Below are 20,737 nucleotides of genomic sequence, written 5' to 3' on the forward strand. Positions count from 1 at the left end.
CTCGAACCGCGTGGGATCATCGCTGTGTGCCTTCGACGTCACTCGACCGTTCCCCGTACCTGCTGGCCGCCCGGGGGGAGCCGGTCCCGCATACGCCCGTGTGGTTCATGCGACAGGCGGGGCGGGCGCTGCCCGAGTACCGCAAGGTGCGTGAGGGAATCTCGATGCTCGAGTCCTGTATGCGTCCCGACCTCGTCGTCGAGATAACGCTGCAGCCCGTCCGCCGTTACGGCGTCGACGCGGCGATCTTCTTCTCCGACATCGTCGCCCCGCTCCAGTTCGCCGGTTACGACATCGAGATCAAGCCCGGCATCGGCCCGGTGGCGGCGGACCCGATCCGGGACGCCGCCGGGATCGCGGCGGTCCGCCCGGTCACCGCGGCCGACGTCCCGTACACCACCGAGGCCGTCCAGCAGCTCGTCTCCGAGCTCGGCGGTACGCCGCTGATCGGCTTCGCCGGCGCCCCGTTCACGGTCGCGTCGTACCTGGTCGAGGGCGGACCGAGCAAGGACTTCGCCAAGACCAAGGCGATGATGCACGGCAACCCGGAGCTCTGGCACGCGCTCGCGGACCGGCTCGCCGACGTCGCGATCGCGTACCTCGCGGTCCAGGTCGAGGCGGGCGCCTCCGCGATCCAGCTCTTCGACTCCTGGGCCGGTGGGCTGTCACCGCGTGACTACGAGCGGTTCGTGCTGCCGCACTCGGCCAAGGTCTTCGAGGCGCTCAAGTCGTACGGCGTGCCGCGGGTCCATTTCGGCGTGAACACCGGCGAGCTCCTCGGGCTGATGAGCGCGGCCGGCGCCGACGTGGTCGGAGTCGACTGGCGCGTCCCTCTCGACGAGGCCGTACGGCGGCTCGACACCCCGAAGCCGGTCCAGGGCAACCTCGACCCGGCGCTGCTGTTCGCGGGCTGGGAGGCGATCGAGCCCGAGATCGACCGCATTCTCGACGAGGGCAAGAAGGCTCCGGGCCACATCTTCAACCTCGGCCACGGCGTCCCGCCGGACGCGGATCCCGACGTACTGCAGCGGATCGCGAAGTACGTGCAGACCCGGAGCGCTCAGTGATTCGTCTGCCGGACCACCCGGTGACGCTGGAGCCGCTGACCGCCGACCACGCCGACGCCGTCCTGGCCTTCGAGCTCGAGAACCGCGAGTACTTCGCCCAGTGGATCTGGGACCGCGGCGACGAGTACTTCGCGAACTTCGCCGCCAAGCACGCGGCGCTGCTCGCCGAGCAGGCGGCCGGGATCTGCCGCTTCCACCTGCTGGTGGACCAGTCCGGTGCGGTCGCCGGGCGGGTGAACCTGGTCGACCTCGAGAACGGGTCGGCCGAGCTCGGCTACCGGATCGCCGAGAAGTGGGCGGGACAGGGCCTGGCGACGGCGGCCGTGCGGGCGATCATCGGCCTCGCCGCGACGGAGTACGCGCTGACGACGCTGCGGGCCGGGGCTTCGGACCGGAACCCCGCGTCGCAGACCGTGCTGACCCGGACCGGCTTCCGGCAGATCGGGGCCTCGCGCACCGATCTCGGGCCGGGAAAGCGGTACGAACTGATCCTGGAGGGCGTGTGAGCCGGGTCGTTGTCGTCGGTGGCGGGATCAGCGGGCTGGCGGCTGCGCACGCGCTCGCGACCGGACCGAATCCGCCGCAGATCACCGTGCTCGAAGGCTCGCCGCGGCTCGGCGGGAAGCTGGCTGGTGCGGAGCTCGAGGGCGTGCCCGTCGATCTGGGCGCCGAGTCGGTGCTGGCCCGTCGGCCCGAGGCGGTTGAGCTGATCCGGGCTGTCGGTCTCGGTGACGACATCGTCCACCCGGCGACGACCTCGGCCGGGTTGTGGGTCGGGGACCGGATCCGCGCGATCCCGCCGACCGTGATGGGTGTCCCGGTCGATCCGTCCGCGACGGCCGACGTACTCGGGCCGGAGGCTGCCGAGCAGGTCGCGCACGAGGCTGACCTCCCCGCGCCCGCGCTCACCGAGGACGTGGCGATCGGCCGGTTCGTTGCCGAGCGGATGGGGCCGGCGGTCACGGACAAGCTGATCGACCCGTTGCTCGGCGGGGTGTACGCCGGGAAGGCCGAGGAGATCTCGCTCGCGGCCGCCGTACCCGATCTGTACGCCAAGCTCCGGACCGCGCCGAGCCTGCTCGCCGCGACGGCCGAGCTGCGCGAGCTGGGCCAGAAGCGCGCCGGCCAGCCGGTGTTCGCCGGCGTGGTCGGCGGCATCAACCGCATCATCACCGCACTCGAGCAGGACCTGACGGCTCGTGGCGTGGACATCCGCCGCAAACTGACCGTACGACGGATCTCGCGGACGGCGGACGGGTTCGCCCTCGAGGCCGGACCCGTGCCCGCGCCGACGTACCTGACCGCGGACGCGGTGGTGGTCGCCGTACCGGCAGCCCCGGCCGCTCGGATGCTGACCGAGCTGGTGCCGACGGCATCGACCGAGCTCGCGACGATCGAGTACGCGAGCATGGCGATCGTCACCCTCGCGGTTCGCAAGCGCGACTGGCCGTCCGACGCCACCGGATCCGGGTTCCTCGTGCCGTCCGTCGAGGAGCGCACGATCAAGGCATCGACGTACTCGCACGCCAAGTGGGCCTGGTCCGCGGAGGCCGGGGGAGACCTGGCCGTACTGCGTGCCTCGGTCGGCCGCCTCGGTGAGGAGTACGTGCTGCAGCGCTCCGACGAGGAGCTCGTGGCGCTCGCGGCCGCCGACCTACGCAAGGCGATCGGCCTGCAGGCGGAGGTCGTCGGGTCGCTCGTGACGCGCTGGGGCGGCGGCCTTCCGCAGTACGCCGTCGGGCACCTGGATCGGGTCGATCGGGTCGAGGCGGCGGTGGCCGACGTACCGGGGCTGGCTGTCTGCGGAGCGGCGTACCGGGGTGTCGGGATCGCGGCCTGTGTCGCGTCCGGTGGCAAGGCGGCCACCCGGGTGCAGGAGCATCTCAAGGCATTGGAGACAATGGCAAAGTGACAGGTAAGCCGAAAGCCCGTGAGCTCAACGATGTCATCCGCTACACCTTGTGGTCGGTCTTCAAGGTCGAGACGCCGCTCGGTGATGCGGACCGGGACGAGCTGACCGCCGAGCTCAACGACCTGGTCGGGAAGCTCGCCGCCGACGACGTGGTGATCCGCGGGATCTACGACGTCGAGGGATTCCGGGCCGACGCCGACTTCATGATCTGGTGGCACGCGCCGACGTCGGACGCGCTGCAGCAGGCGTATCACGCGCTGCGCCGGTCGCGGCTCGGCCGGCACCTGGTCCCGGTCTGGTCGCAGTTCGCGCTGCACCGGCCGGCCGAGTTCAACAAGAGCCACATCCCGGCGTTCCTGGCCGACGAGGAGGCACGTCCGTACGTCTGCGTGTACCCGTTCGTGCGGTCCTACGAGTGGTACCTGCTGCCGGACGAGGAGCGCCGGTTCATGCTCGCCGAGCACGGCAAGATGGCGCGCACCTACCCCGACGTCCGGGCGAACACGGTGGCGTCGTTCGCGCTCGGTGACTACGAGTGGATCCTCGCCTTCGAGGCCGACGAACTGCACCGGATGGTCGACCTGATGCGCGACCTGCGGGCATCGACCGCCCGGCGGCACGTGCGGGAAGAAGTCCCGTTCTACACCGGCAAGCGCACCGAGCTCGGTGAGCTGATCGCCAACCTGGTGTGATGGGCAAGGCCTTCCCGGTGCTGTACGTCACCGACGTACGCCGGTCCGTCGAGTTCTACACGCTGCTCGGCTACGAGTCGACGTACCAGTTCCCGCTCGAAGGCGACCCGCACTATGTCGGCCTCGAGCGAGGTGACTCCTCCCTCGGCCTGTCCGATGCGAACTGGCCGGAGGCACAGCTCGGCATCACGGTCGGTGCGGCGCCGCGCTTCGAGCTGTTCGTGTACGTCGACGACGTCGAGGCCGAGGTGGAACGCTTCCGCGCCGCGGGCCACCGCGTCCTGCAGGAGCCCGCGACCATGCCCTGGGGCGAACGGCAGGCATATCTCGCCGACCCTGAGGGCAATCCGGTAGCGCTGGCGACGCCGGTCTAGGTGCCGGGCTTCTGCAACAGGTAGTCCTCGGCGCGCATCGAGGTCGGCGGCTTCACGTCGGCCGGGATGAGTTCGCGCAGGTCGCGCTCGGTCAGGCTGTCGGGGTCGCGGGTGGACAGCCGGGTGGCCTGGTTCGAGATGGCCTCCTCGAGCACGTTCCGGATGAACCGGCCGTTACCGAAGTTGTGGCCGCGCGGCGCCGGCGGGATCACGCTGCGGACCTTGTCCAGCACGTCCTCGGCGTAGATCATGCCCTTCTGCCGGGCCTGCAGCTCGAAGATCGCGACCAGCTGGTCGGTGTCGTACTCACTGAACGACAGCAGCTTCGGGAACCGGGACTGCAGACCTGTGTTCGACTCCATGAACCGCTGCATCTCGCGGTGGTACCCGGCGACGATCACGATGCAGTCGTTGCGGTGGTCCTCCATCAGCTTCAGGATCGTCGCGACCGCTTCCAGGCCGTAGTCGCCCGGGGTGTTCTCCGGCACCAGCGTGTACGCCTCGTCGACGAACAGCACGCCGCCGAGCGCCTCGCGGAACTTGGCCGCGGTCATCGGTGCGGTCTGACCGACGCTGGGTCCGACCAGGTCGGAGCGGTCCACCTCGACCACGTGGCCCTTCTCGAGCACGCCGAGCTGGTGGTAGATCCGGCTGAGCAGCCGGGCGATCGTGGTCTTCGCCGTACCGGGCTTGCCGACGAACACCATGTGCCGGGCCCGCTCGTGACTGGGCAGGCCGAGCTCGGTCCGGCGCAGGTTGGTCTTCACCTCGGCGACCATCTTGCGGACCGCGTCCTTGACCGACTCCAGGCCGATCAGCGAGTCGAGCTCGGCGAGCGGGTCGTCGGTGAAGTCCAGCGGCTTCGGCAGGGGTTCGCCGAGGGTGCCGTCGTCGGCCGGCCGGTCGGTGTCCTCGCGCACGGTGTTCCAGACGGACGAGAGCGAGTTCGACTCGTTCTCCGCGGCCGCGGTGGCCTCCTGGGCGCTCCAGCGCTCCCGGTCAAGGATGCGGAAAAGCGACGTGAGGTCCGGGATCTCGGGCTCCGGCCACGCCGCCTTGGACAGGACGCCGGACAGGTGGATCGCGGCTCGCGTGGCCGCCGCGGCCCACGCCCGGGCGACGGGCGCCTGACCGCTGCGGATCGCGCGGGCGAGCCACTGGTTGACGTGCGCCAGCCAGACCTGCCGGTTGAACGTCTGGTGGATCGCGCTGAGCGCTTTCTCCAGGTCCTGGTTGGTGTTCCCGAGGCTCTTCGCGACCGCCTGCGGGATGCCGCGGAGGCCGGTGGCCAGGATCAGCTCGGCCATCAGTTGGGCGTAGTCACCGGCGTACTCGTCCGGGCTCGTCATCAGCAGCCGGGCGTGGGTGTCGCGGATCGAGTTGAGCGAGTAGCGCAGGGCCGCGGTCGGGCCGCCGAGCTCGGGCAGTACGGCGCGCTCGCTGTCCTTGAGCGCGTCGTTGCGCCAGTACTGCGCGATGTCGTCGTACTCGCCCGTGATGTGCAGGTGGGTCGCTTCGCGGTCGGCGAGCACGCGGTCGAACGCGGCCGTCAGCGCCTGGGCGCGGGCGGCCATCGGGGGAGCGTCGAGGAACAGGCTGACGACGTCGCGGGACAGTCGCAGCGCCTGCCGCCGGCCGTGCTCGCGGAAGCCGCGGGCGCCGGCGATCGCTTGGAGGTGCCAGTCGGTCGGCGCGACGTACACGACGTGTCCGGCGCCGCCGAGCCGGGAGGACGGGCGGTAGAAGTCGTGGGTGAGCTCGGTGCCGAGATCGGCGTACTCACCGTGCAGGACCGGGATCCACCCGGTCAGCAGGGGCGCGATCTGGTGAGTGAACCAGACCGACGCCGGGGTGCCCTTGATGAAGTCCGGGAACGCCTCCGCCCGCAGCGGCCGCAGCGACTCCGGGTCGTCGGCCCAGGCCCGCAGCTGAGCGCGAACCCGAGCCGTCCATTCGGCCGGTACCTCCCACGGCTCCTCCGCCGCCAGCACATCCAGAACTCGCGGTCCGCGGACGTCGTCTGCCACCAAAATCCTTCCAGAGGAGCCACCAGCCGACCCAGTCTAGAGCTAGACCGGGCGACTGGATCGCAGGCTGAGGCCCGAGGATCAGGCCGGAGGATCAGGCCGGAGGATCAGGCCGGAGGATCAGGCCGGAGGATCAGGCCGGAGGATCAGGCCGGAGGATCAGGCCGGAGGATCAGGCAGGAGGATCAGGCAGGGGCGAGCGTGAGGCTGATGCTGTTGATGCAGTACCGCTGGTCGGTCGGGGTGCCGTAGCCCTCGCCCTCGAAGACGTGGCCCAGGTGGGAGCCGCAGTTGGCGCAGCGGACCTCGACGCGCTTCATGCCGAGGGTGCTGTCCTCGATGTACTCGACCCGGTCCTCGGCCAGCGGCGCGTAGAACGACGGCCAGCCGCAGTGCGAGTCGAACTTGGTCTCGCTGCGGAACAGTTCGGCGTCGCAGGCGCGGCACTTGTACACGCCCACGGTCTTGGTATCGGTGTACTCACCGACGAACGGCCGCTCGGTGCCGGCCTTGCGCAGCACGTGGAACTCGGCGGGGGACAGCTGCGCCTTCCACTCCGCGTCGGACTTCTGTACGGCGTACTGCTTGGTTGAATCAGTCACGTCTTAATTATCGCTGGTCCGGGCAAGGAAACCTCGCCCGGACCAGCGACGTAAGACTCCCGCAATCCTGCTGGTCACCGCACCCAGGAGGGCAACGGGATCAGCTTCACCACCTGCGGGTCGTGGTCGGAGATCTGGTCCGGGAACTCCGCGTTCATGTGCACGACGTCGTACGCCGAGGCCGGGCGCAGGTTCTGCGAGATCAGGATCTGGTCCAGGATCTGGCTGTTGCCCTCGAACACGTAGCTGTACCGCTGGTTCAGCGGCAGCGTCCGCGGCAGGTCGATCAGCGCGGTCTTGCCCGCGCCGACCAGGATGTCCGCGGTCTGCGACCAGTCGAAGTCGTTCAGGTCACCGAGCACGACCACGTTGGCGCCCTTGTCCTTGGCGAGGATCTGGTCCACGAACCCGCGCACCGCCTCGGCCTGCTGGTGACGCTTCGGCGCGCTGGACTGCACCGGCGGCTGGAACCGGCCCCAGAGCGGGTCGTCGCCACCCTTGGAGCTGAAGTGGTTCACGACCACGAACAACGACTGCCCGTGCCAGGTGAACTCGCCGGCCAGCGGGACCCGGGTGTCGGCCCAGGCCGGGTTGGCCGGGTCGACGCGGCCCGGCGACGAGCTCAGGTGCGGCTTGCCGAACCGGTCGGTGGTGATCGTCGTCGCGACCGTCGAGCCGCCGCCCGCGCGGTCGACGAACTTGACCGGCTTGTCGGTCCGGTACATGAACGCGACCCGGATGTTGCCGCCCGGCTCACCGCCCTCCTTGCCGTCGACCGGGTCGATCTCGCGCCAGGCGTACGTCGGTCCGCCCGCCTTCACGATCGCGGCGGCCAGCGTGTTCAGCGTGACGTCGGCGGCGACCGTCCCGGAGTTGACCGCGCCGTCGTTGTCCTGGACCTCCTCGAGCCCGAGGATGTCCGGCGAGGCGAGGTTGTGCACGACCGCCTGCGCCAGCCCGTCGAACTTGGCCGGGCCGTCGGCCGGGTCCAGGTTCTCCACGTTGAATGTCGCCACCGACACCTGCAGCGGCGAGGACTTGGTGGTGACCTCACGCGTGACGCCACCGTCGACCACCGTCGGCGTGACGGTCGGCAGGAACTTGAAGTTGCCGAACGAATAGTCCAGAACACCCGTCACGACACCGGCCAGCTTGTCACCGGTCTTCGCGTCCGGGATCGGCACCAGGACGTCGTCCAGCAGCACCCGCTCCGGGTTGCTGTCGGTCGGCTGCAGCAGGATCCCGCCGCGGACCGTCCGCACCCCGGCACCGGCAGGTACAACAGACAGCTCGCGGAACGAGCTGGTCGGACCGGTGACCTGCGGCTGGTCGATGCCCAGCCACATACCCTCCAACGACTCCCAGAAGTCCATTCCGTCGGTGGCCGGGTCGAACGCGGTGCTCGTGGTCTCGACGTCACCGGCCGAGTCGTCCTCGATCACGGTCGACGGAGGAACGCGTCCGGCCGGACCGACGATCGTCGGAGCCGGTACGGCGGCCGTGCCGGTGACGGTGATCTTCGCGTTGGTCAGCTCGGTCGTGGTCAGGTTCGTCGTACCGCCGGAGCCGCCCGGGCGGAACTCGGCGACCGAGGCCTCGACGCTCAGGGCGTCACCGACGGAGACCGTCGGCGCGGAGCTGGTGAAGACGAACACGCCCTCGCTGGTGGCCGGGTTGTCGTCGGGCTGCGGGTCCTGGAACCAGAAACCGTTGCTGCTCACCGCGGTCACCACACCGGTGACGTTGGCGACCCGCTTGCCCTCGAGCGGCGAGCGGTGCGCGGCGCCCTGGATGTCGTGGATCTTGGCGTCCACGGGCGGCTCGGCCGGTCCACCGGTGAGCGTGCCCGGTGACGGGTTGCCCGCGGAGAAGTCGGCGCTGTTGTTGTCGGTGTCCTGCTTCGGGTCGTTGCGTGCGGCCGAGGTGGTGTTCGACAGGCCCGGTGCAGGCGCGGTCTCGGAGTCGCCCGCGGTGCCGTAGCCGACGTAGTCCTTCACGCTCGGGTCCGCGTGGCAGGTCGCCCCGCAGGTGAGTGCGGTCTGCGTGGTGACCAGGGCGACCTTGCCGGCCGTCGCAGACATCGGGATGGTGCCGGTGACGTTCGGAGTGGGCATCGGCTGGCCGTTCGCGCCGCCGCCCTCCTGGACCAGGTACGTCGCTCCCGGGTCGATGCTGCCGGTCAGCTTGGTGACCTGCCACGTGCTGCCGGCGGCCGACGCGTACTGGACCGACCAGCCGCTCACATCGATCGCAGCCGAGCTGTTGTTGGTCAGCTCGACGAAGTCGTTCGTGTAAGGCGCGCCGCTGTTGCCGCCACCGCCGTACACCTCGGTAACGACCACATCGGTCGAAGCGGCCTGTGCGGGCGCGGCGACGATGGCCACCGCCAACCCGGAGGCGAGAAGACTGGTCGTGACCACGAGGGCGCCCAGGCGGCGCCGTGGTCGGTTCAGGGCAGACATGGCCCGGATTCTCACACCGGCACGTGTGCGTTCCAAGGTCCAACACGTGAACAGCCGGTGCTCGGCTCGAACGCACGGGTGATCATTCGCCCAGCGCAAGCAGCTGGTACACCTCCACCGGCTCCGCCTTGCCCTTCAGGCTCAGCAGTCCGAGCGACTCGGTGCGTGCCTCCGGCAGGAGCGCTTTCGTCGCCGGCCCGATCGCGACCGCCCCGCCCGGCGCCTTACCTTCGATCCGCGACGCGACATTAACCGTGTCCCCGATCACGGTGTGCGTCCGCCCGCCCTCGGTCCCCAGCAGGCTCACGGACGCGATCCCGCTGTTGATCCCGACCCGGAACTTCGGCCAGTTCGGGTGCGAGGCCTGGACGGCTGCCGCTGCCGCCTGCAGCGCGAGTCCAGCGGCCGCGGCCAGGTACGCGTGGTTCGGCTGGTCACCCCGCTTGTTGAAGGTGACCATCAACGCGTCCCCGATGATCCGGTCGACATCGCCGCCGTGCCGTCGTGCCACCTGCGGTACGACGACCTCGAAGTACGTGTTGAGCATCGCCGTGACCTCGGCCGGCCCGTGCTTCTCGGAGAACGTCGTGAAGCCCTGCAGGTCCGCGAACAGCACGCTCAGCTCGCGCTCCCCGGCGACGGTGTCTGCTTGGTACAGGTCGGCGAACCGCTCCTCGTACCACTGGATCCGCACCCCGGCCACGACCAGGACGAACGCGGACAGCATCAGCACGTGCCACTCCCACCAGGACAGGTGCCAGTTCCGCGCGAAGACCAGCGAGACCATCGCCTCCGCGAGCAGTACGAATGCGGAGACCATCGACAGCAGCATCAACGACGGCCGGGCCCACCACGTCTGCAGATACCGTCCTGCGGCAATCGCGTAAAGGATGATCGCGGGGATGGCGAGCGCGGTCAGGATGCCGTCGGCAACTTCCGGCACCGCCGTGTCGTGCAGCGGCGGCAATCGCAGTACCGAGGCCACCGCCCACAACGCCATCAGAAGCAGCAATGCGACGCGGAGACGGCGGCCCCAGGTGATGCCCGAGATGTTGAGACTCGAGAGGAACGCGAACACGGACCCCAGCGCGACACCCACAGGCGTTGCGAGCGTGAAGCCGGCATTCGGTGTCTCCAGCAGGACCTTCGGAGTCGCGAGCGCGTGCAGTCCGAGAAACCCCGCCGCCGACAGGAACGCCAGCGACACGAACAGCACCCGCGCGTCCCCCCGCCGCAGGGCCGCCGCACCGGTCAGATACGCGAGTACGGCGCTGAGCGCGGCCGTCAGCAGCACCAGCCAGAAGTGCGTCGGATGATGCTCCCAATGCAGATCCAGCTCTGGCGCGCGCAGGAGCAACACCAACCCAGCGAGCGGTACGAGCAGCACCACCGAGGTGAGCGCCACCATCGCCGGCGTGTAGGCGAACCGCCGTTCAGGCATCCGAGGAGACCCTGAGATGGGTGTGGATCTGCGACACCACCACGGATCCTTCGCCCACCGCCGAGGCCACCCGTTTCACCGACTCGGACCGCACGTCCCCGACCGCGAACAGTCCGGGGAGCGTCGTCTCGTAAGGCTGCGGCGGCCGGTTCTCGGGCCACAGCGGATCGGCGGCCGCGTCCGAGCCGGTCAGGACGAACCCGCGCGGATCCCGGGCCACGCCGTCCGGCAGCCATTCGGTCCCCGGCACCGCGCCGATCATCACGAACAGCCCGTCGATCGGAATGGTCTCCTCGGCGCCGGTCTTGCGATCCCGCAGCGTCATCCGCTGCAGCCGCCCGTCGCCGCCGCCGTCGACCACCTCGCTCGACGACCGCACCGTAATGTTGTCCGCGGCATCGATCGCGTCGATCAGGTACTTCGACATACTCGCCGTCAGGTCCTCGCCGCGGATCACCAGCAGCACCTGCCGGCAGTAGCGCGCGAGGTGCAGAACCGCTTGCCCGGCCGAGTTCCCGCCGCCGACGACGCAGGCGTCCCGATTCATCAGCCCGTGTGCCTCCGACACGCTCGCGCCGTAGTACACGCCGTTCCCCATCAGCTTCTCCAGCGAGGGAACGTTGAGCCGCCGGTACGTGACGCCGGTCGCGAGCACGACCGCTCTCGCCGTCACCTCGCCGACATCACCGATCACCGCGCGGAACTCGCCGTCGCGTTTCTCGAGCTGCTCGACCGTCCGCATCAGCACGAAATGCGCCCCGAACACCCACGCCTGCTGATACCCGCGCTGGGCCAGCTCCGACCCGCGAATACCGCGCGAGAACCCGAGATAGTTCCGGATCAGCGAACTCGTGCCGGCCTGTCCGCCGATCGACTCCCGCTCCACGACGAGCGTCCGCAGCCCCTCCGACGACGCGTACACCGCCGCGGCCAATCCGCCCGGACCGGCTCCGATCACCAGTACGTCGAACGACGTGTCGTCCGACGCCAACGTCGTTGGCACTCCCCAGGCTTCGGCGATCTCCACATCGGTCGGATCATGCAGGACGGTGCCGCCGACCGCCGGCATCCACACCAGCACACCGTCCCCCGGATCCGGCTCACCGATGTACTCCAGTGCGTCGTTCGCGAGCGACGTACCGCTGGCCCGGAACGCACTCGGGATGCCGTTGCGGGCCAGCAGACTGCGGATCTCCTGACCGCGAACCGAGAGCTCGGCAGCGATCACCACGACCTCGCGGAGGTTCGCGACCTCGAACCGCGACCACTCCTGGACGAACTCGGCCACGGTCCGGTGGAACAGCTCGTCGTGTGCGATCCACGGTTTGAGCACGTAGTAATTGATGTCGCCGACCGACATCGCGGTCAGGATCGCGGATGCCGTCGTCCGGTCGGCCCACGCGCCCCACTCGATCAGCAGCGCGCGGCGGGCGTCCGGATGCAGGGTCCGTGCGGCCGCGAAGATCTGGGCGCGCTCGTCGTCGGGCAGCGCGTTGTCGACCATGACGACGGCGACTCGCTGTTCCCACTCGTGTGCCCGGCGTAGAAGGTCCGACGCAGCCGCGGTCGTCGACTCGCCCCGGACGCGGAAGTCGGCGCCGAAGCCGCGGTCCAACTCCGTTTCGCAACGCTCCAGACGCTCCGGGTCAGCGTCGACGACGAGCAGCAGCGGTCTGGCCGCGTGCAAGCGCGGCCGGTTCGGTTCACGATGCCCCCGGGGTTCCCCACCCATGGTGTGACGGTAGGTCGGCACAAACCGCGTGGCAATGCGTAAAGCGTTTGTTCGCCGGATCCCTGTCCGCCCCAGTGGGACAGGGATCCGGCAAAACCCCTTTAGTTCACCGCGACCGCGGACCAGGCAGCCGCGACGGCCGCGCGCTCGCCGCTGCTCGCGCCGTACAGGTCGGTGGCCGCGTTCAGCGTCGCGGTCCGGGCCTGGGCGTACGTCGTTCCGCTGGTCATGTACGTCGTCAGCGCGCGGTACCAGATCTTGCCGAGCTTGTCGTGGCCGATGCCGGTGATCGACGAACCGTTGCAGGTCGGCGAGTTGTGCGGCAGGCCGCCGATCGTCTTCGCGCCGGTGCCCTCCGCGAGCAGGTACGCGAAGTGGTTCGCGATCGCCGACGAGTAGTGCACGTCGAGGTTGCCGACGCCGGAGCTGTAGCAGTCGGGGGACTGGCCGTCCTTGCTCGGCTTGTCCATGTACCGCAGGGCCGGGCGATCCTTCATGATCTCCTCGCCGATGTAGTAGTCGCCGGGGTCGGAGGCGTTGTTCGAGTAGAACTCGACGAGCGTGCCGAAGATGTCGCTGGTCGCCTCGTTCAGGCCGCCGGACTCACCGGAGTACGTCAGGTTCGCGGTGTGCTCGGTGACACCGTGGGACATCTCGTGGCCCGCTACGTCGATCGAGACCAGTGGTCCCGCAGCGACGTTGTCGCCGTCGCCATACGTCATCTGCTTGCCGTCCCAGAACGCGTTCACGTAGTTGGTGCCGTAGTGCACGCGGCTCGGGACGCCCTTGCCGTCCCCGAAGATGCCATTCCGGCCGTGCACGTTCTTGTAGTAGTCGAACGTGGTCGCGGCGCCGTAGTGCGCGTCGACGGCCGCTGTCGCGCGGTCGGCGTTGGTACCGGTGCCCCAGTGGTTGTCCGCGTCGACGAACTTGGTCGGCGTCGGGCATCCGATCTGCAGCAGTTGGCACAGGAGCGAGTCGGTCTTGTTGTTCGCGTCCGCGGTGAAGCCGTTGCCGCGCGTCGCGTCCGTCAGCGTGAAGCCGCCGGTGGTCGTCGACGTCTGCAGCGGCACGGTCCCGGAGTACAGGCTCTTGCCGTCACCGGTCGCCGTCTCGATGTGCTGCTCGCTGACCAGCTTCGCGCCGGTCAGTGCGTCGATCGTCGTGGTGATGCGGCTCGGCGTGCCGTCGGCCTGGGTGCCGCCGGTCGTCACGAGGTAGGCCAGCCGCGGCGCGCCCTTGCGGGCCTCGATCACCAGGCTGGGCTTGCCCTCGGCCTTCAGGCCCTTGGCGAGTGCCTTCGCGGTCGCGGTCGCGACGCTGACCTTCGGCGTACGCGCGACGTTCGCGCTCCTGCTCAGCGTCAGGGTGGCGCCCTTGAACGCGCCGTCCTTGGCCTGGTGTACGACGACATCGCCGCCGAGCACCGGGAGGCCCCCGATCGTGCGGTCCATCCGGACGTGGCTGGAGCCGTCGGCGTCGACGATGACGTCCTTGACGACGAACGCATCGGCCGTGGTGGCCCGCAGCGCGGTCAGGTTGCTGGTGATCGCTGCCTTGGCCTTGGCGACGGCCGCGGCCGGGGTGGGGACAGGCGAGGCCGTCGGGGCGCCGGTTGCTGTTGTAGCGCTGGTCAGTCCGAGGGCGGTGGTGGTCGCCACTGCAGTCGCAGCGGCGAACAGGGCGGATCTGTTCATCCTCGCGCTCCTTGTCAGGTGTCCCGGGGGCCTCACGCCCCAGGAACGAGGTGCAGGAACGTTACCGCTCGGTCACCTACCGTGGCCAGAGCTCGGGAAAAGTTGCCCTTTCCACCCCCCCATCCCCACCCGCCGTCCAGTCGGGCCGTCTCAGGGGTCAACCCCGGCGGTTGTCGGTTGCGGAGGCTGATTCCTGGGGGTCAACCGTCCGGGTGCGGGGTTGACCCCTGAGACGGCCGGAGGTGGGTGTGGTGGTGTGGGGCGGTCGGTGGGAGGCGATACGGTCGTGGTCATGGCGAAGAGCACAGCGGTGATGCTCACGGTCGGAGACCGCGAGGTCCGGGTGTCCAGCCCTGAACGCGTTGTCTACGAGGCGACCGACTGGGCTCCGGAGGTCACCAAGCTTCAGGTCTGCGAGTACTTCATCGACGTGGCTCCCGCGTTCATGCAGGCCTCCGGCGACCGTCCGGTCGCGCTGGAGCGCTGGCCGGGTGGGTGGCGCGAAGGGATGACGCTGTCGGTGGACGCGGTCGGTCGGCAGACGGGCGACGGGTTCTACTCCAAGCGCCTTCCGAAGGGCGCTCCCGACTGGCTCGAGACCTGCCGGGTGCTGACGCCGAACGATCGTCCGATCGACGAGCTCTGCCTGACCGAGCCGGCCGCCGCGGCGTGGGCGGCCCAGATGGGCACGCTGGTCTTCCATCCATGGGCTGTCCGCAAGACCGATCTCGACCACCCCGACGAGCTGCGCATCGACCTCGATCCGCAGCCGGGCGCAACCTTCGCCGACGCCCGACGGGTCGCCGACGTGGCCCGCGAACTGCTCGAAGAGCTTGGCCTCAAGGGGTACCCGAAGACCAGCGGCAACCGTGGCATCCACATCTATGTGCGGATCCGGCCGGAGTGGTCCTTCGACGAGGTCCGGCACGCCGCGATCGGCCTCGGTCGTGAGCTCGAGCGCCGGGACGACGGTGTGACCACTGCCTGGTGGAAGGAGCAGCGCCGCGAGGATGCGATCTTCCTCGACTTCAACCAGAACCTCCGCGATCGCACGGTCGCAGGTGCGTGGTCGTTGCGGCCGCGGCCGGGTGCCCCGGTCAGTACGCCGATGACGTGGGAGCGGCTCGCCGAGGTGGACGACCCGCGGGCGTTCAACCTGCACACGGTCCCGGAGTACCTCGTCGACGGTGATCCGTGGGCGGACATGGACGACACGGCGTACTCGCTCGATGCGCTGCTGCGGCTGTGGGAGGAGCTGCCCGGCGGCGAGCTGAACTTCCCGCCGGACTACCCGAAGATGCCGGGGGAGCCGCCGCGCGTCCAGCCGAGCAAGAAGGTCGCAGAGCACTGGGACGAGCAGGGCAACCGGATCGCACCGGACTGACAGTTCGGGAAGCTGTCTCGTCGTAGTGGTGTCAAAGAGTTCATCCGCTAAGGAGAAACACCACTATGGACGCCCGTTTGGATATGCTCACCAACCCGGTGCTGGGCAAGTTCATCAAGCACCTCAACGCGGCCGCCCGGGTCGCGCTGGACGCCGGCGTACCGCTCTCGACCCTCGAACTGGTCGAACTGCGGGCCAGCCAGATCAACGGCTGTGCCGTCTGCGTCGACATGCACTCGAAGGACGCCGCACACCACGGCGAGACCCCAGTCCGGATCAACCTGGTGGCGACGTGGCGCGAAGCGACCGTCTACACCGATGCCGAGCGTGCAGCACTGGCGCTGACCGAGGCCGGCACCCGGATCGCCGATGCCGCCGGCGGTGTCCCTGACGACGTCTGGCTGAACGCGACCAAGCACTACGACGAGAACCAGCTGGCCGCGCTGGTCGGAGCCATCGCCGCCATCAACACCTGGAACCGCCTCAACGTCATGACGGCCCAGCCGGCCGGCGACTACGTCCCCGGCCAGTGGGGCTGATCAGCGTTTGGCTGGTTCACCCATCGAACCGGGGGTTGGCCAACCGGAATCCGGTTGGCCAACCCTGCATTTGGTGGGTATACCCACCAAACTAGATCGTGCGGAGGGCCCCGCCGTCGATCGGGATGATCGTGCCGGTCAGGTAGGAGGCGGCGGGGGAGAGGATGAAGGCGGCGACCCGGCCGAACTCCTCGGGGGTGCCGTAGCGACGCAGCGGGATGGTCTTCTCCGACGCGCGGCGGGCGGCCTCGGGGTCGCCGCTCTTGCCGTCGAGCTCCTTCAGGCGGTCGGTGGAGATCCGGCCGGGCATCAGGCCGTTGACCCGGGTGCCGTTCGGGCCGAGTTCGTCGGCGAGCGTCTTGGCCACCATCGCCAGGCCGGGGCGGAGACCGTTCGAGATCGCGAGTCCGTTGATCGGGGACTTCACCGACGACGACAGCACGAAGGCGATCGACGTACCCTCCGATCCGGCCCGGGCGACGGCGCGAGCGATCCGCAGCGCGCCGAGGAAGACGCTCTCGAACGCCGACCGCCAGTCGTCCTCCTCGCTGTCGAGCGCCGTCCCGGGCCGCGGCCCGCCGACGCTGATCAGCGCTCCGTGCAGCGCACCCCACTTGGCGACCGCGGTCGCGGCCAGCCGCTCCGCGCTCTCCGGATCGGCGTTGTCGACAGGGATGCCGACGACGTTCTCGCCGAGCTCGGCCGCGGCGCGGGAGATCGACTCCTCGTTGCGGCTGGAGATCACCAGCCGTGCGCCTTCGGCAGCAAGGGCTTTCGCGGTGGCGAAGCCGAGTCCGGCGCTGGCGCCGGTGACGATGTAGGTGCGATCGCGCAGTCCGAGGTCCACACCACCATCCTGCCCCACCACACCTCGCGGCGCACCTCGACAGTTCGTAGCCCCCGGCAAGAACTAGTACGCCGACTTGCGCAAGGGCGACTCGGCTGTGGTCAGATGCCAGGCGGTGTTGACCAGGCCGAGATGGGAGAACGCCTGCGGGAAGTTCCCGAGCATGCGGCCCGATGCCACGTCGTACTCCTCGGCCAGCAGGCCGACATCGTTGCGTAGGGCAACGAGTCGTTCGTAGAGATCGCGGGCCTCGCCGACCCGGCCGATCATCGCCAGCGCGTCAGCGAGCCAGAATGAGCAGATCAGGAACGTGCCTTCGCTGTCATTGATGCCGTCGTCGGTGTGCTCGGTCAGATAGCGCCGGACGAACCCGTCGGACGCCAGCTCCCGCTGCACCGCGTCGACGGTCCCGACCACCCGGGGATCGTCGGCCGGCAGGAACCCGACCTGCGGGATCAGCAGTACGGCGGCATCCAGCGCCTTGCTCCCGTACGCCTGCGTGAAGGTGTTCCGGTCCGCGTCGTACGCCTGCTCGCAGACCGCCCGATGGATCTCGTCGGCCCGCGCCCGCCACTGTTTCGCCGGCCCGTTCAGCCCGAACCGCTGCACCGCCCGCGCGGCCCGGTCGAACGCGACCCAGGCCATCACCTTCGAGTACGTGAAATGCTGCCGCCCGCCGCGGACCTCCCAGATCCCTTCGTCCGGCTGGTCCCACACGTCGTCGAGATGCGCCATCAGACCGCGCTGCACCTGCCACGCCTCGTCGGTCGCGCCGATCTGGTGCTCGCGGGCCAGCGCCAGAACGTCCATCACCTCGCCGAACACGTCGATCTGCAGCTGCTCGGCGGCCGCGTTCCCGATCCGGACCGGCGCCGACTCCGCGAACCCCGGCAGCCAACCGGCCTCGAACTCGGTCAGCCGGCGCTCGCCGGTCACGCCGTACATGATCTGCAGGTCCGACGGCGATCCGGCGATCGCGCGGAGCAGCCAGTTCCGCCACGATTCGGCCTCGTCGCTGTAGCCGGCGCGCAGCATCGCGGACAGCGTCATCGTTGCATCCCGCAACCAGCAGTACCGGTAGTCCCAGTTCCGCCGGCCGCCGAGCGTCTCGGGCAGCGACGTGGTCGGCGCCGCCACGATGCCGCCGGACGGCGCGTAGGTGAGCGCCTTCAGCGTCAGCACCGACCGCGTGACCTCCTCGCCGAAGTCGGTCGAGCTCTGGCTCCGGCCGATCCAGTCCTGCCAGAACGTCTCGGTCGGCTCCAGCGACTGCAGCGCGTCCGTCGGCTGGGGGACCGGATGGTGCGACGGATGCCAGGTCAGCACGAACCAGGCCCGGTCGTTCTCCGCGACCCGGAAATCGGCGTACGTCGTCAGGTCGCGCCCGTACTGATGGACGTCGGACCGCAACGACACCGCGTCCGGTCCGGCGATCGCGTCGATCTGCCCGTCGGACCGGCGTACCCACGGAACGACGTGGCCGTAGTCGAACCGCAGCTTCAACTCCGACCGCAGTTCCACCGACCCGCTGACGCCTTCGACGATGCGTACGACGTCCGGCGCGGAATCCCGTGGCGGCATGAAGTCGATCACGCGCACCGTGCCGGTCGAGGTCGACCATTCGGTCTCCAGCACGAGCGTGTCCCCGCGGTAGTGCCGGCTGCTGACGGCGTCCGCGTCCCGCGGCGCGATCCGCCAGTGACCGTTGTCCTCGGTGCCGAGCAGCGCGGCGAAGCAGGCCGGCGAGTCGAAGCGGGGGAAGCACAGCCAGTCGATCGATCCCTGCTTCGACACCAGCGCGGCGGTCTGCAGGTCACCGATCAGCGCGTAATCCTCAATCCTTCGCTCCGGCGCGGGCCTCGGGCCGCTCGACGACTTCTGGCTGCTCTGGCGCGGGCTTCTTGGCACCGCGGACCTCCTGTCGGGAGAAGTAGACGAGTCCGCCGACGGCCAGCAGCGCGAAGAACCACCACTGCAGGCCGTAGAAGAAGTGTGGCCCGTCGTCGATCTCCGGACCCGGGAAGCCGTTGAAGGCCGGATCGTTCGGCGGCTCCTGCTTGGTCACCATCAGGTAGCCGTCGTACAGGTTCAGCCCGAGGACCTTCGCGAAATCCGGTCCGTTGATGAGTCGCGCCGTACCACCGTTCGGGACGCCGCCGTTCGTGTGGCCGCCGCGTTCGCTGCGCTGCAGGCGTCCGGTGACCGTCACCTCGCCGGTCGGCACCGCGGGGATCTTCAGCGGCATCAGCTCCGAACTCTGCCTCGGCAGGAAGCCGCGGTCGACCAGGACCGCTTTGCCGTCGGCGAGGACCAGCGGCGTGACGATCTCGAAGCCCGGCCGGTCGTCGATGTTGCGGTACTTGAGGACGATCTGCTTGGCCGCGTCGTACCGCCCGGTGACGACGGCGGTGCGCCAGGCGTGCTGGTCGCCGACGACGCCCGGCGGGCCCAGGATCTGGTCGATCGGAGCCGGTGCCGCGGCCAGGTTGGTCCGGGTCACCTCGTTCCGCGCCTTCCGCTCGTCGAGGCGGTGGAACTGCCAGCGACCGAGCTGCACGCACACGAACGCGAGCACCAGGACACCCAGCGCGGCGACGATCCAGCGGACGTTCATCAAGCGACCCACATCTCGAACTTAAGCCATGCCCTGAAATCGTCGACGCGCGGCACGTACGCTGGTGTGATGACAGCGATCCAGGAGACGACTCAGACCGGCCTGGCCGACCGGTACGGCCGGGTCGCCACGGACCTCCGGGTTTCCCTCACGGACCGCTGCAATCTGCGCTGCACCTACTGCATGCCCGAAGAGGGGCTGGACTGGCTGGCCAAGCCCGAGCTGCTCACCGACGACGAGGTGATCCGGCTGGTGTCGATCGCCGTGACGCACCTCGGCGTGAACGAGATCCGCTTCACCGGCGGCGAGCCACTGCTCCGCCGGGGCCTGGTCGGCATCGTCGCCAGTACGACGCAACTCACGCCCCGCCCCGAGGTTTCGCTGACCACGAACGGGATCGGCCTCGCCCGGCAGGCGCAGGCACTGAAGGACGCCGGCCTGGATCGGGTGAATGTGAGCCTCGACACTATTCGCCCGGACACCTTCAAGCGGCTCACCCGCCGGGACCGCGCGAGCGACGTCGTCGCCGGGCTCGAGGCGGCCCAGGCCGCCGGTCTCACCCCGGTGAAGGTGAACGCCGTCCTCATGCGCGGCGTGAATGACGCCGAAGCGCCGGAATTGCTGGAGTTCTGTCTCGACCGCGGCTACGAACTGCGGTTCATCGAGCAGATGCCGCTCGACGCGCAGCACGGCTGGGACCGCTCGACGATGATCACCGCCGACGAGATTCTCGAAACGCTGTCCGGCCGGTTCGCGCTGACACCCGACGACGCGTCGAAGCGGGGGAGTGCGCCGGCCGAGTCGTTCCTGGTCGAGGGTGGTCCGCAGACCGTCGGCATCATCGCCTCGGTCACCCGGCCGTTCTGCGGGGACTGCGACCGGGTCCGGCTGACCGCCGACGGTCAGGTCCGGGACTGCCTTTTCGCCCGCACCGAGTCCGACCTCCGGACCGCGTTGCGCAACGGCGCGGACGATGCCGAGTTGGCCGACCGCTGGCGGCGCGCGATGCTGCAGAAACTCCCGGGCCACGGCATCAACGATCCGAGCTTCCTGCAGCCGTCCCGGCCGATGTCCGCGATCGGCGGATGACGGTCATACCGGCCCAATCCGGAAATGTACTTTTTCGCTAGCTGACATTCACTCGGTGAATGGTTCGACCTCGCGCAGGAATGACCGCCGGGCCAGGAAGTCGGACAGGCTCTCCTTGTGTTCGTCGCAGGCGAGCCAGGTCTTGCGCCGGTCGGGTGTGTGGATCTTCGGGTTGTTCCACCGCACCGCCCAGGTCGCAGGCCTGCCGCAGCCCTTGGCGGAGCAGACCGCCGGTGCGGCTTCTTCACTCATGCGCTG

Annotated in this window: 18 protein-coding genes; 8 read left to right on the forward strand and 10 right to left on the reverse strand. The window is 69.3% G+C overall.

What is annotated here, in order from left to right; all coding sequences use genetic code 11:
- Window positions 1–26: 26 nt before the first annotated feature.
- The 5 genes from hemE to EV653_RS06685 are packed head-to-tail and all read left to right on the forward strand — an operon-like array spanning window position 27 to window position 4,045.
- The gene (hemE, locus tag EV653_RS06665) at window positions 27–1,067 is read left to right on the forward strand and encodes a uroporphyrinogen decarboxylase (RefSeq protein ID WP_238159602.1); all 1,041 of its coding nucleotides are present in this window, start codon (window positions 27–29) and stop codon (window positions 1,065–1,067) included.
- Entirely contained in the window at window positions 1,064–1,573 is a 510-nt protein-coding gene (locus EV653_RS06670) for a GNAT family N-acetyltransferase (protein ID WP_238159603.1), read from the forward strand. Before hemE ends, EV653_RS06670 begins: the two co-directional genes overlap by 4 nt.
- Window positions 1,570–2,979 (forward strand): protoporphyrinogen oxidase, encoded by a 1,410-nt coding sequence (gene hemG / locus EV653_RS06675; RefSeq protein ID WP_134098964.1) that lies wholly within the window; start codon window positions 1,570–1,572, stop codon window positions 2,977–2,979. Before EV653_RS06670 ends, hemG begins: the two co-directional genes overlap by 4 nt.
- Window positions 2,976–3,671, forward strand: a complete 696-nt coding sequence (gene hemQ, locus EV653_RS06680) for a hydrogen peroxide-dependent heme synthase (protein WP_238159604.1) — start codon at window positions 2,976–2,978, stop codon at window positions 3,669–3,671. Before hemG ends, hemQ begins: the two co-directional genes overlap by 4 nt.
- On the forward strand, window positions 3,671–4,045 hold the full coding sequence (locus EV653_RS06685) for a VOC family protein (protein ID WP_166679302.1): 375 nt from the start codon (window positions 3,671–3,673) through the stop codon (window positions 4,043–4,045). The genes hemQ and EV653_RS06685 overlap by 1 nt, the downstream gene beginning before the upstream one ends.
- Here EV653_RS06685 and EV653_RS06690 read toward each other — a convergent pair.
- The 6 genes from EV653_RS06690 to EV653_RS06715 all read right to left on the reverse strand — a co-directional run bounded on the left by EV653_RS06690 (window position 4,042) and on the right by EV653_RS06715 (window position 14,006).
- The gene (locus EV653_RS06690; protein ID WP_134098970.1) at window positions 4,042–6,072 is read right to left on the reverse strand and encodes an AAA family ATPase; all 2,031 of its coding nucleotides are present in this window, start codon (window positions 6,070–6,072) and stop codon (window positions 4,042–4,044) included. The two genes, EV653_RS06685 and EV653_RS06690, sit on opposite strands and share 4 nt — an antisense overlap.
- A gap of 185 nt (window positions 6,073–6,257) precedes the next feature.
- Window positions 6,258–6,674 (reverse strand): peptide-methionine (R)-S-oxide reductase MsrB, encoded by a 417-nt coding sequence (gene msrB, locus EV653_RS06695; RefSeq protein ID WP_134098972.1) that lies wholly within the window; start codon window positions 6,672–6,674, stop codon window positions 6,258–6,260.
- 74 nt (window positions 6,675–6,748) lie between these two features.
- Entirely contained in the window at window positions 6,749–9,136 is a 2,388-nt protein-coding gene (locus EV653_RS06700; protein WP_134098974.1) for a lamin tail domain-containing protein, read from the reverse strand.
- Between the two features lie 82 nt (window positions 9,137–9,218).
- A complete protein-coding gene (locus EV653_RS06705; protein WP_134098976.1) occupies window positions 9,219–10,577 on the reverse strand; it encodes an adenylate/guanylate cyclase domain-containing protein in 1,359 nt (452 codons plus the stop codon).
- Window positions 10,570–12,309: an FAD-dependent oxidoreductase gene (locus EV653_RS06710; RefSeq protein ID WP_134098978.1), complete on the reverse strand. Its 1,740-nt coding sequence runs from the start codon at window positions 12,307–12,309 to the stop codon at window positions 10,570–10,572. The genes EV653_RS06705 and EV653_RS06710 overlap by 8 nt, the downstream gene beginning before the upstream one ends.
- A gap of 101 nt (window positions 12,310–12,410) precedes the next feature.
- Window positions 12,411–14,006, reverse strand: a complete 1,596-nt coding sequence (locus EV653_RS06715; protein WP_134098980.1) for a M4 family metallopeptidase — start codon at window positions 14,004–14,006, stop codon at window positions 12,411–12,413.
- A gap of 292 nt (window positions 14,007–14,298) precedes the next feature.
- Between EV653_RS06715 and EV653_RS06720 the strand changes: the two genes are divergently transcribed.
- Window positions 14,299–15,390: a DNA polymerase domain-containing protein gene (locus EV653_RS06720; RefSeq protein ID WP_134098982.1), complete on the forward strand. Its 1,092-nt coding sequence runs from the start codon at window positions 14,299–14,301 to the stop codon at window positions 15,388–15,390.
- A gap of 65 nt (window positions 15,391–15,455) precedes the next feature.
- Window positions 15,456–15,929: a carboxymuconolactone decarboxylase family protein gene (locus EV653_RS06725; protein WP_134098984.1), complete on the forward strand. Its 474-nt coding sequence runs from the start codon at window positions 15,456–15,458 to the stop codon at window positions 15,927–15,929.
- 91 nt (window positions 15,930–16,020) lie between these two features.
- Here the strand turns inward: EV653_RS06725 and EV653_RS06730 are convergent, their stop codons facing one another.
- From EV653_RS06730 to EV653_RS06740, 3 genes are all read right to left on the reverse strand, one after another.
- On the reverse strand, window positions 16,021–16,776 hold the full coding sequence (locus EV653_RS06730; protein ID WP_134098986.1) for an SDR family oxidoreductase: 756 nt from the start codon (window positions 16,774–16,776) through the stop codon (window positions 16,021–16,023).
- A gap of 63 nt (window positions 16,777–16,839) precedes the next feature.
- On the reverse strand, window positions 16,840–18,684 hold the full coding sequence (locus tag EV653_RS06735) for a glycoside hydrolase family 15 protein (protein WP_134098988.1): 1,845 nt from the start codon (window positions 18,682–18,684) through the stop codon (window positions 16,840–16,842).
- Window positions 18,611–19,402 carry an SURF1 family cytochrome oxidase biogenesis protein gene (locus EV653_RS06740; protein WP_238159605.1) on the reverse strand — a complete coding sequence of 264 codons (792 nt, stop codon included), beginning with the start codon at window positions 19,400–19,402 and terminating at the stop codon, window positions 18,611–18,613. Before EV653_RS06740 ends, EV653_RS06735 begins: the two co-directional genes overlap by 74 nt.
- A gap of 57 nt (window positions 19,403–19,459) precedes the next feature.
- Between EV653_RS06740 and moaA the strand changes: the two genes are divergently transcribed.
- Window positions 19,460–20,479 carry a GTP 3',8-cyclase MoaA gene (gene moaA / locus EV653_RS06745; protein WP_134098990.1) on the forward strand — a complete coding sequence of 340 codons (1,020 nt, stop codon included), beginning with the start codon at window positions 19,460–19,462 and terminating at the stop codon, window positions 20,477–20,479.
- Window positions 20,480–20,527: 48 nt separating this feature from the next.
- On the opposite strand, the gene EV653_RS06750 is transcribed toward moaA, so the two are convergent.
- The gene (locus EV653_RS06750; RefSeq protein WP_134098992.1) at window positions 20,528–20,731 is read right to left on the reverse strand and encodes a hypothetical protein; all 204 of its coding nucleotides are present in this window, start codon (window positions 20,729–20,731) and stop codon (window positions 20,528–20,530) included.
- Window positions 20,732–20,737: the final 6 nt, after the last annotated feature.

The sequence above is a fragment of the Kribbella pratensis genome (genome assembly GCF_004365355.1).
Lineage (GTDB): Bacteria > Actinomycetota > Actinomycetes > Propionibacteriales > Kribbellaceae > Kribbella.

Coding starts and splice junctions, on each gene's coding strand:
- EV653_RS06685 (WP_166679302.1), top strand. CDS start 3,671: ATGGGCAAGGCCTTCCCGGTGCTGTACGTCACCGACGTACGCCGGTCC.
- EV653_RS06700 (WP_134098974.1), bottom strand. CDS start 9,136: ATGTCTGCCCTGAACCGACCACGGCGCCGCCTGGGCGCCCTCGTGGTC.
- EV653_RS06705 (WP_134098976.1), bottom strand. CDS start 10,577: ATGCCTGAACGGCGGTTCGCCTACACGCCGGCGATGGTGGCGCTCACC.
- EV653_RS06710 (WP_134098978.1), bottom strand. CDS start 12,309: ATGGGTGGGGAACCCCGGGGGCATCGTGAACCGAACCGGCCGCGCTTG.
- EV653_RS06715 (WP_134098980.1), bottom strand. CDS start 14,006: ATGAACAGATCCGCCCTGTTCGCCGCTGCGACTGCAGTGGCGACCACC.
- EV653_RS06720 (WP_134098982.1), top strand. CDS start 14,299: ATGGCGAAGAGCACAGCGGTGATGCTCACGGTCGGAGACCGCGAGGTC.
- EV653_RS06725 (WP_134098984.1), top strand. CDS start 15,456: ATGGACGCCCGTTTGGATATGCTCACCAACCCGGTGCTGGGCAAGTTC.
- moaA (WP_134098990.1), top strand. CDS start 19,460: ATGACAGCGATCCAGGAGACGACTCAGACCGGCCTGGCCGACCGGTAC.
- EV653_RS06750 (WP_134098992.1), bottom strand. CDS start 20,731: ATGAGTGAAGAAGCCGCACCGGCGGTCTGCTCCGCCAAGGGCTGCGGC.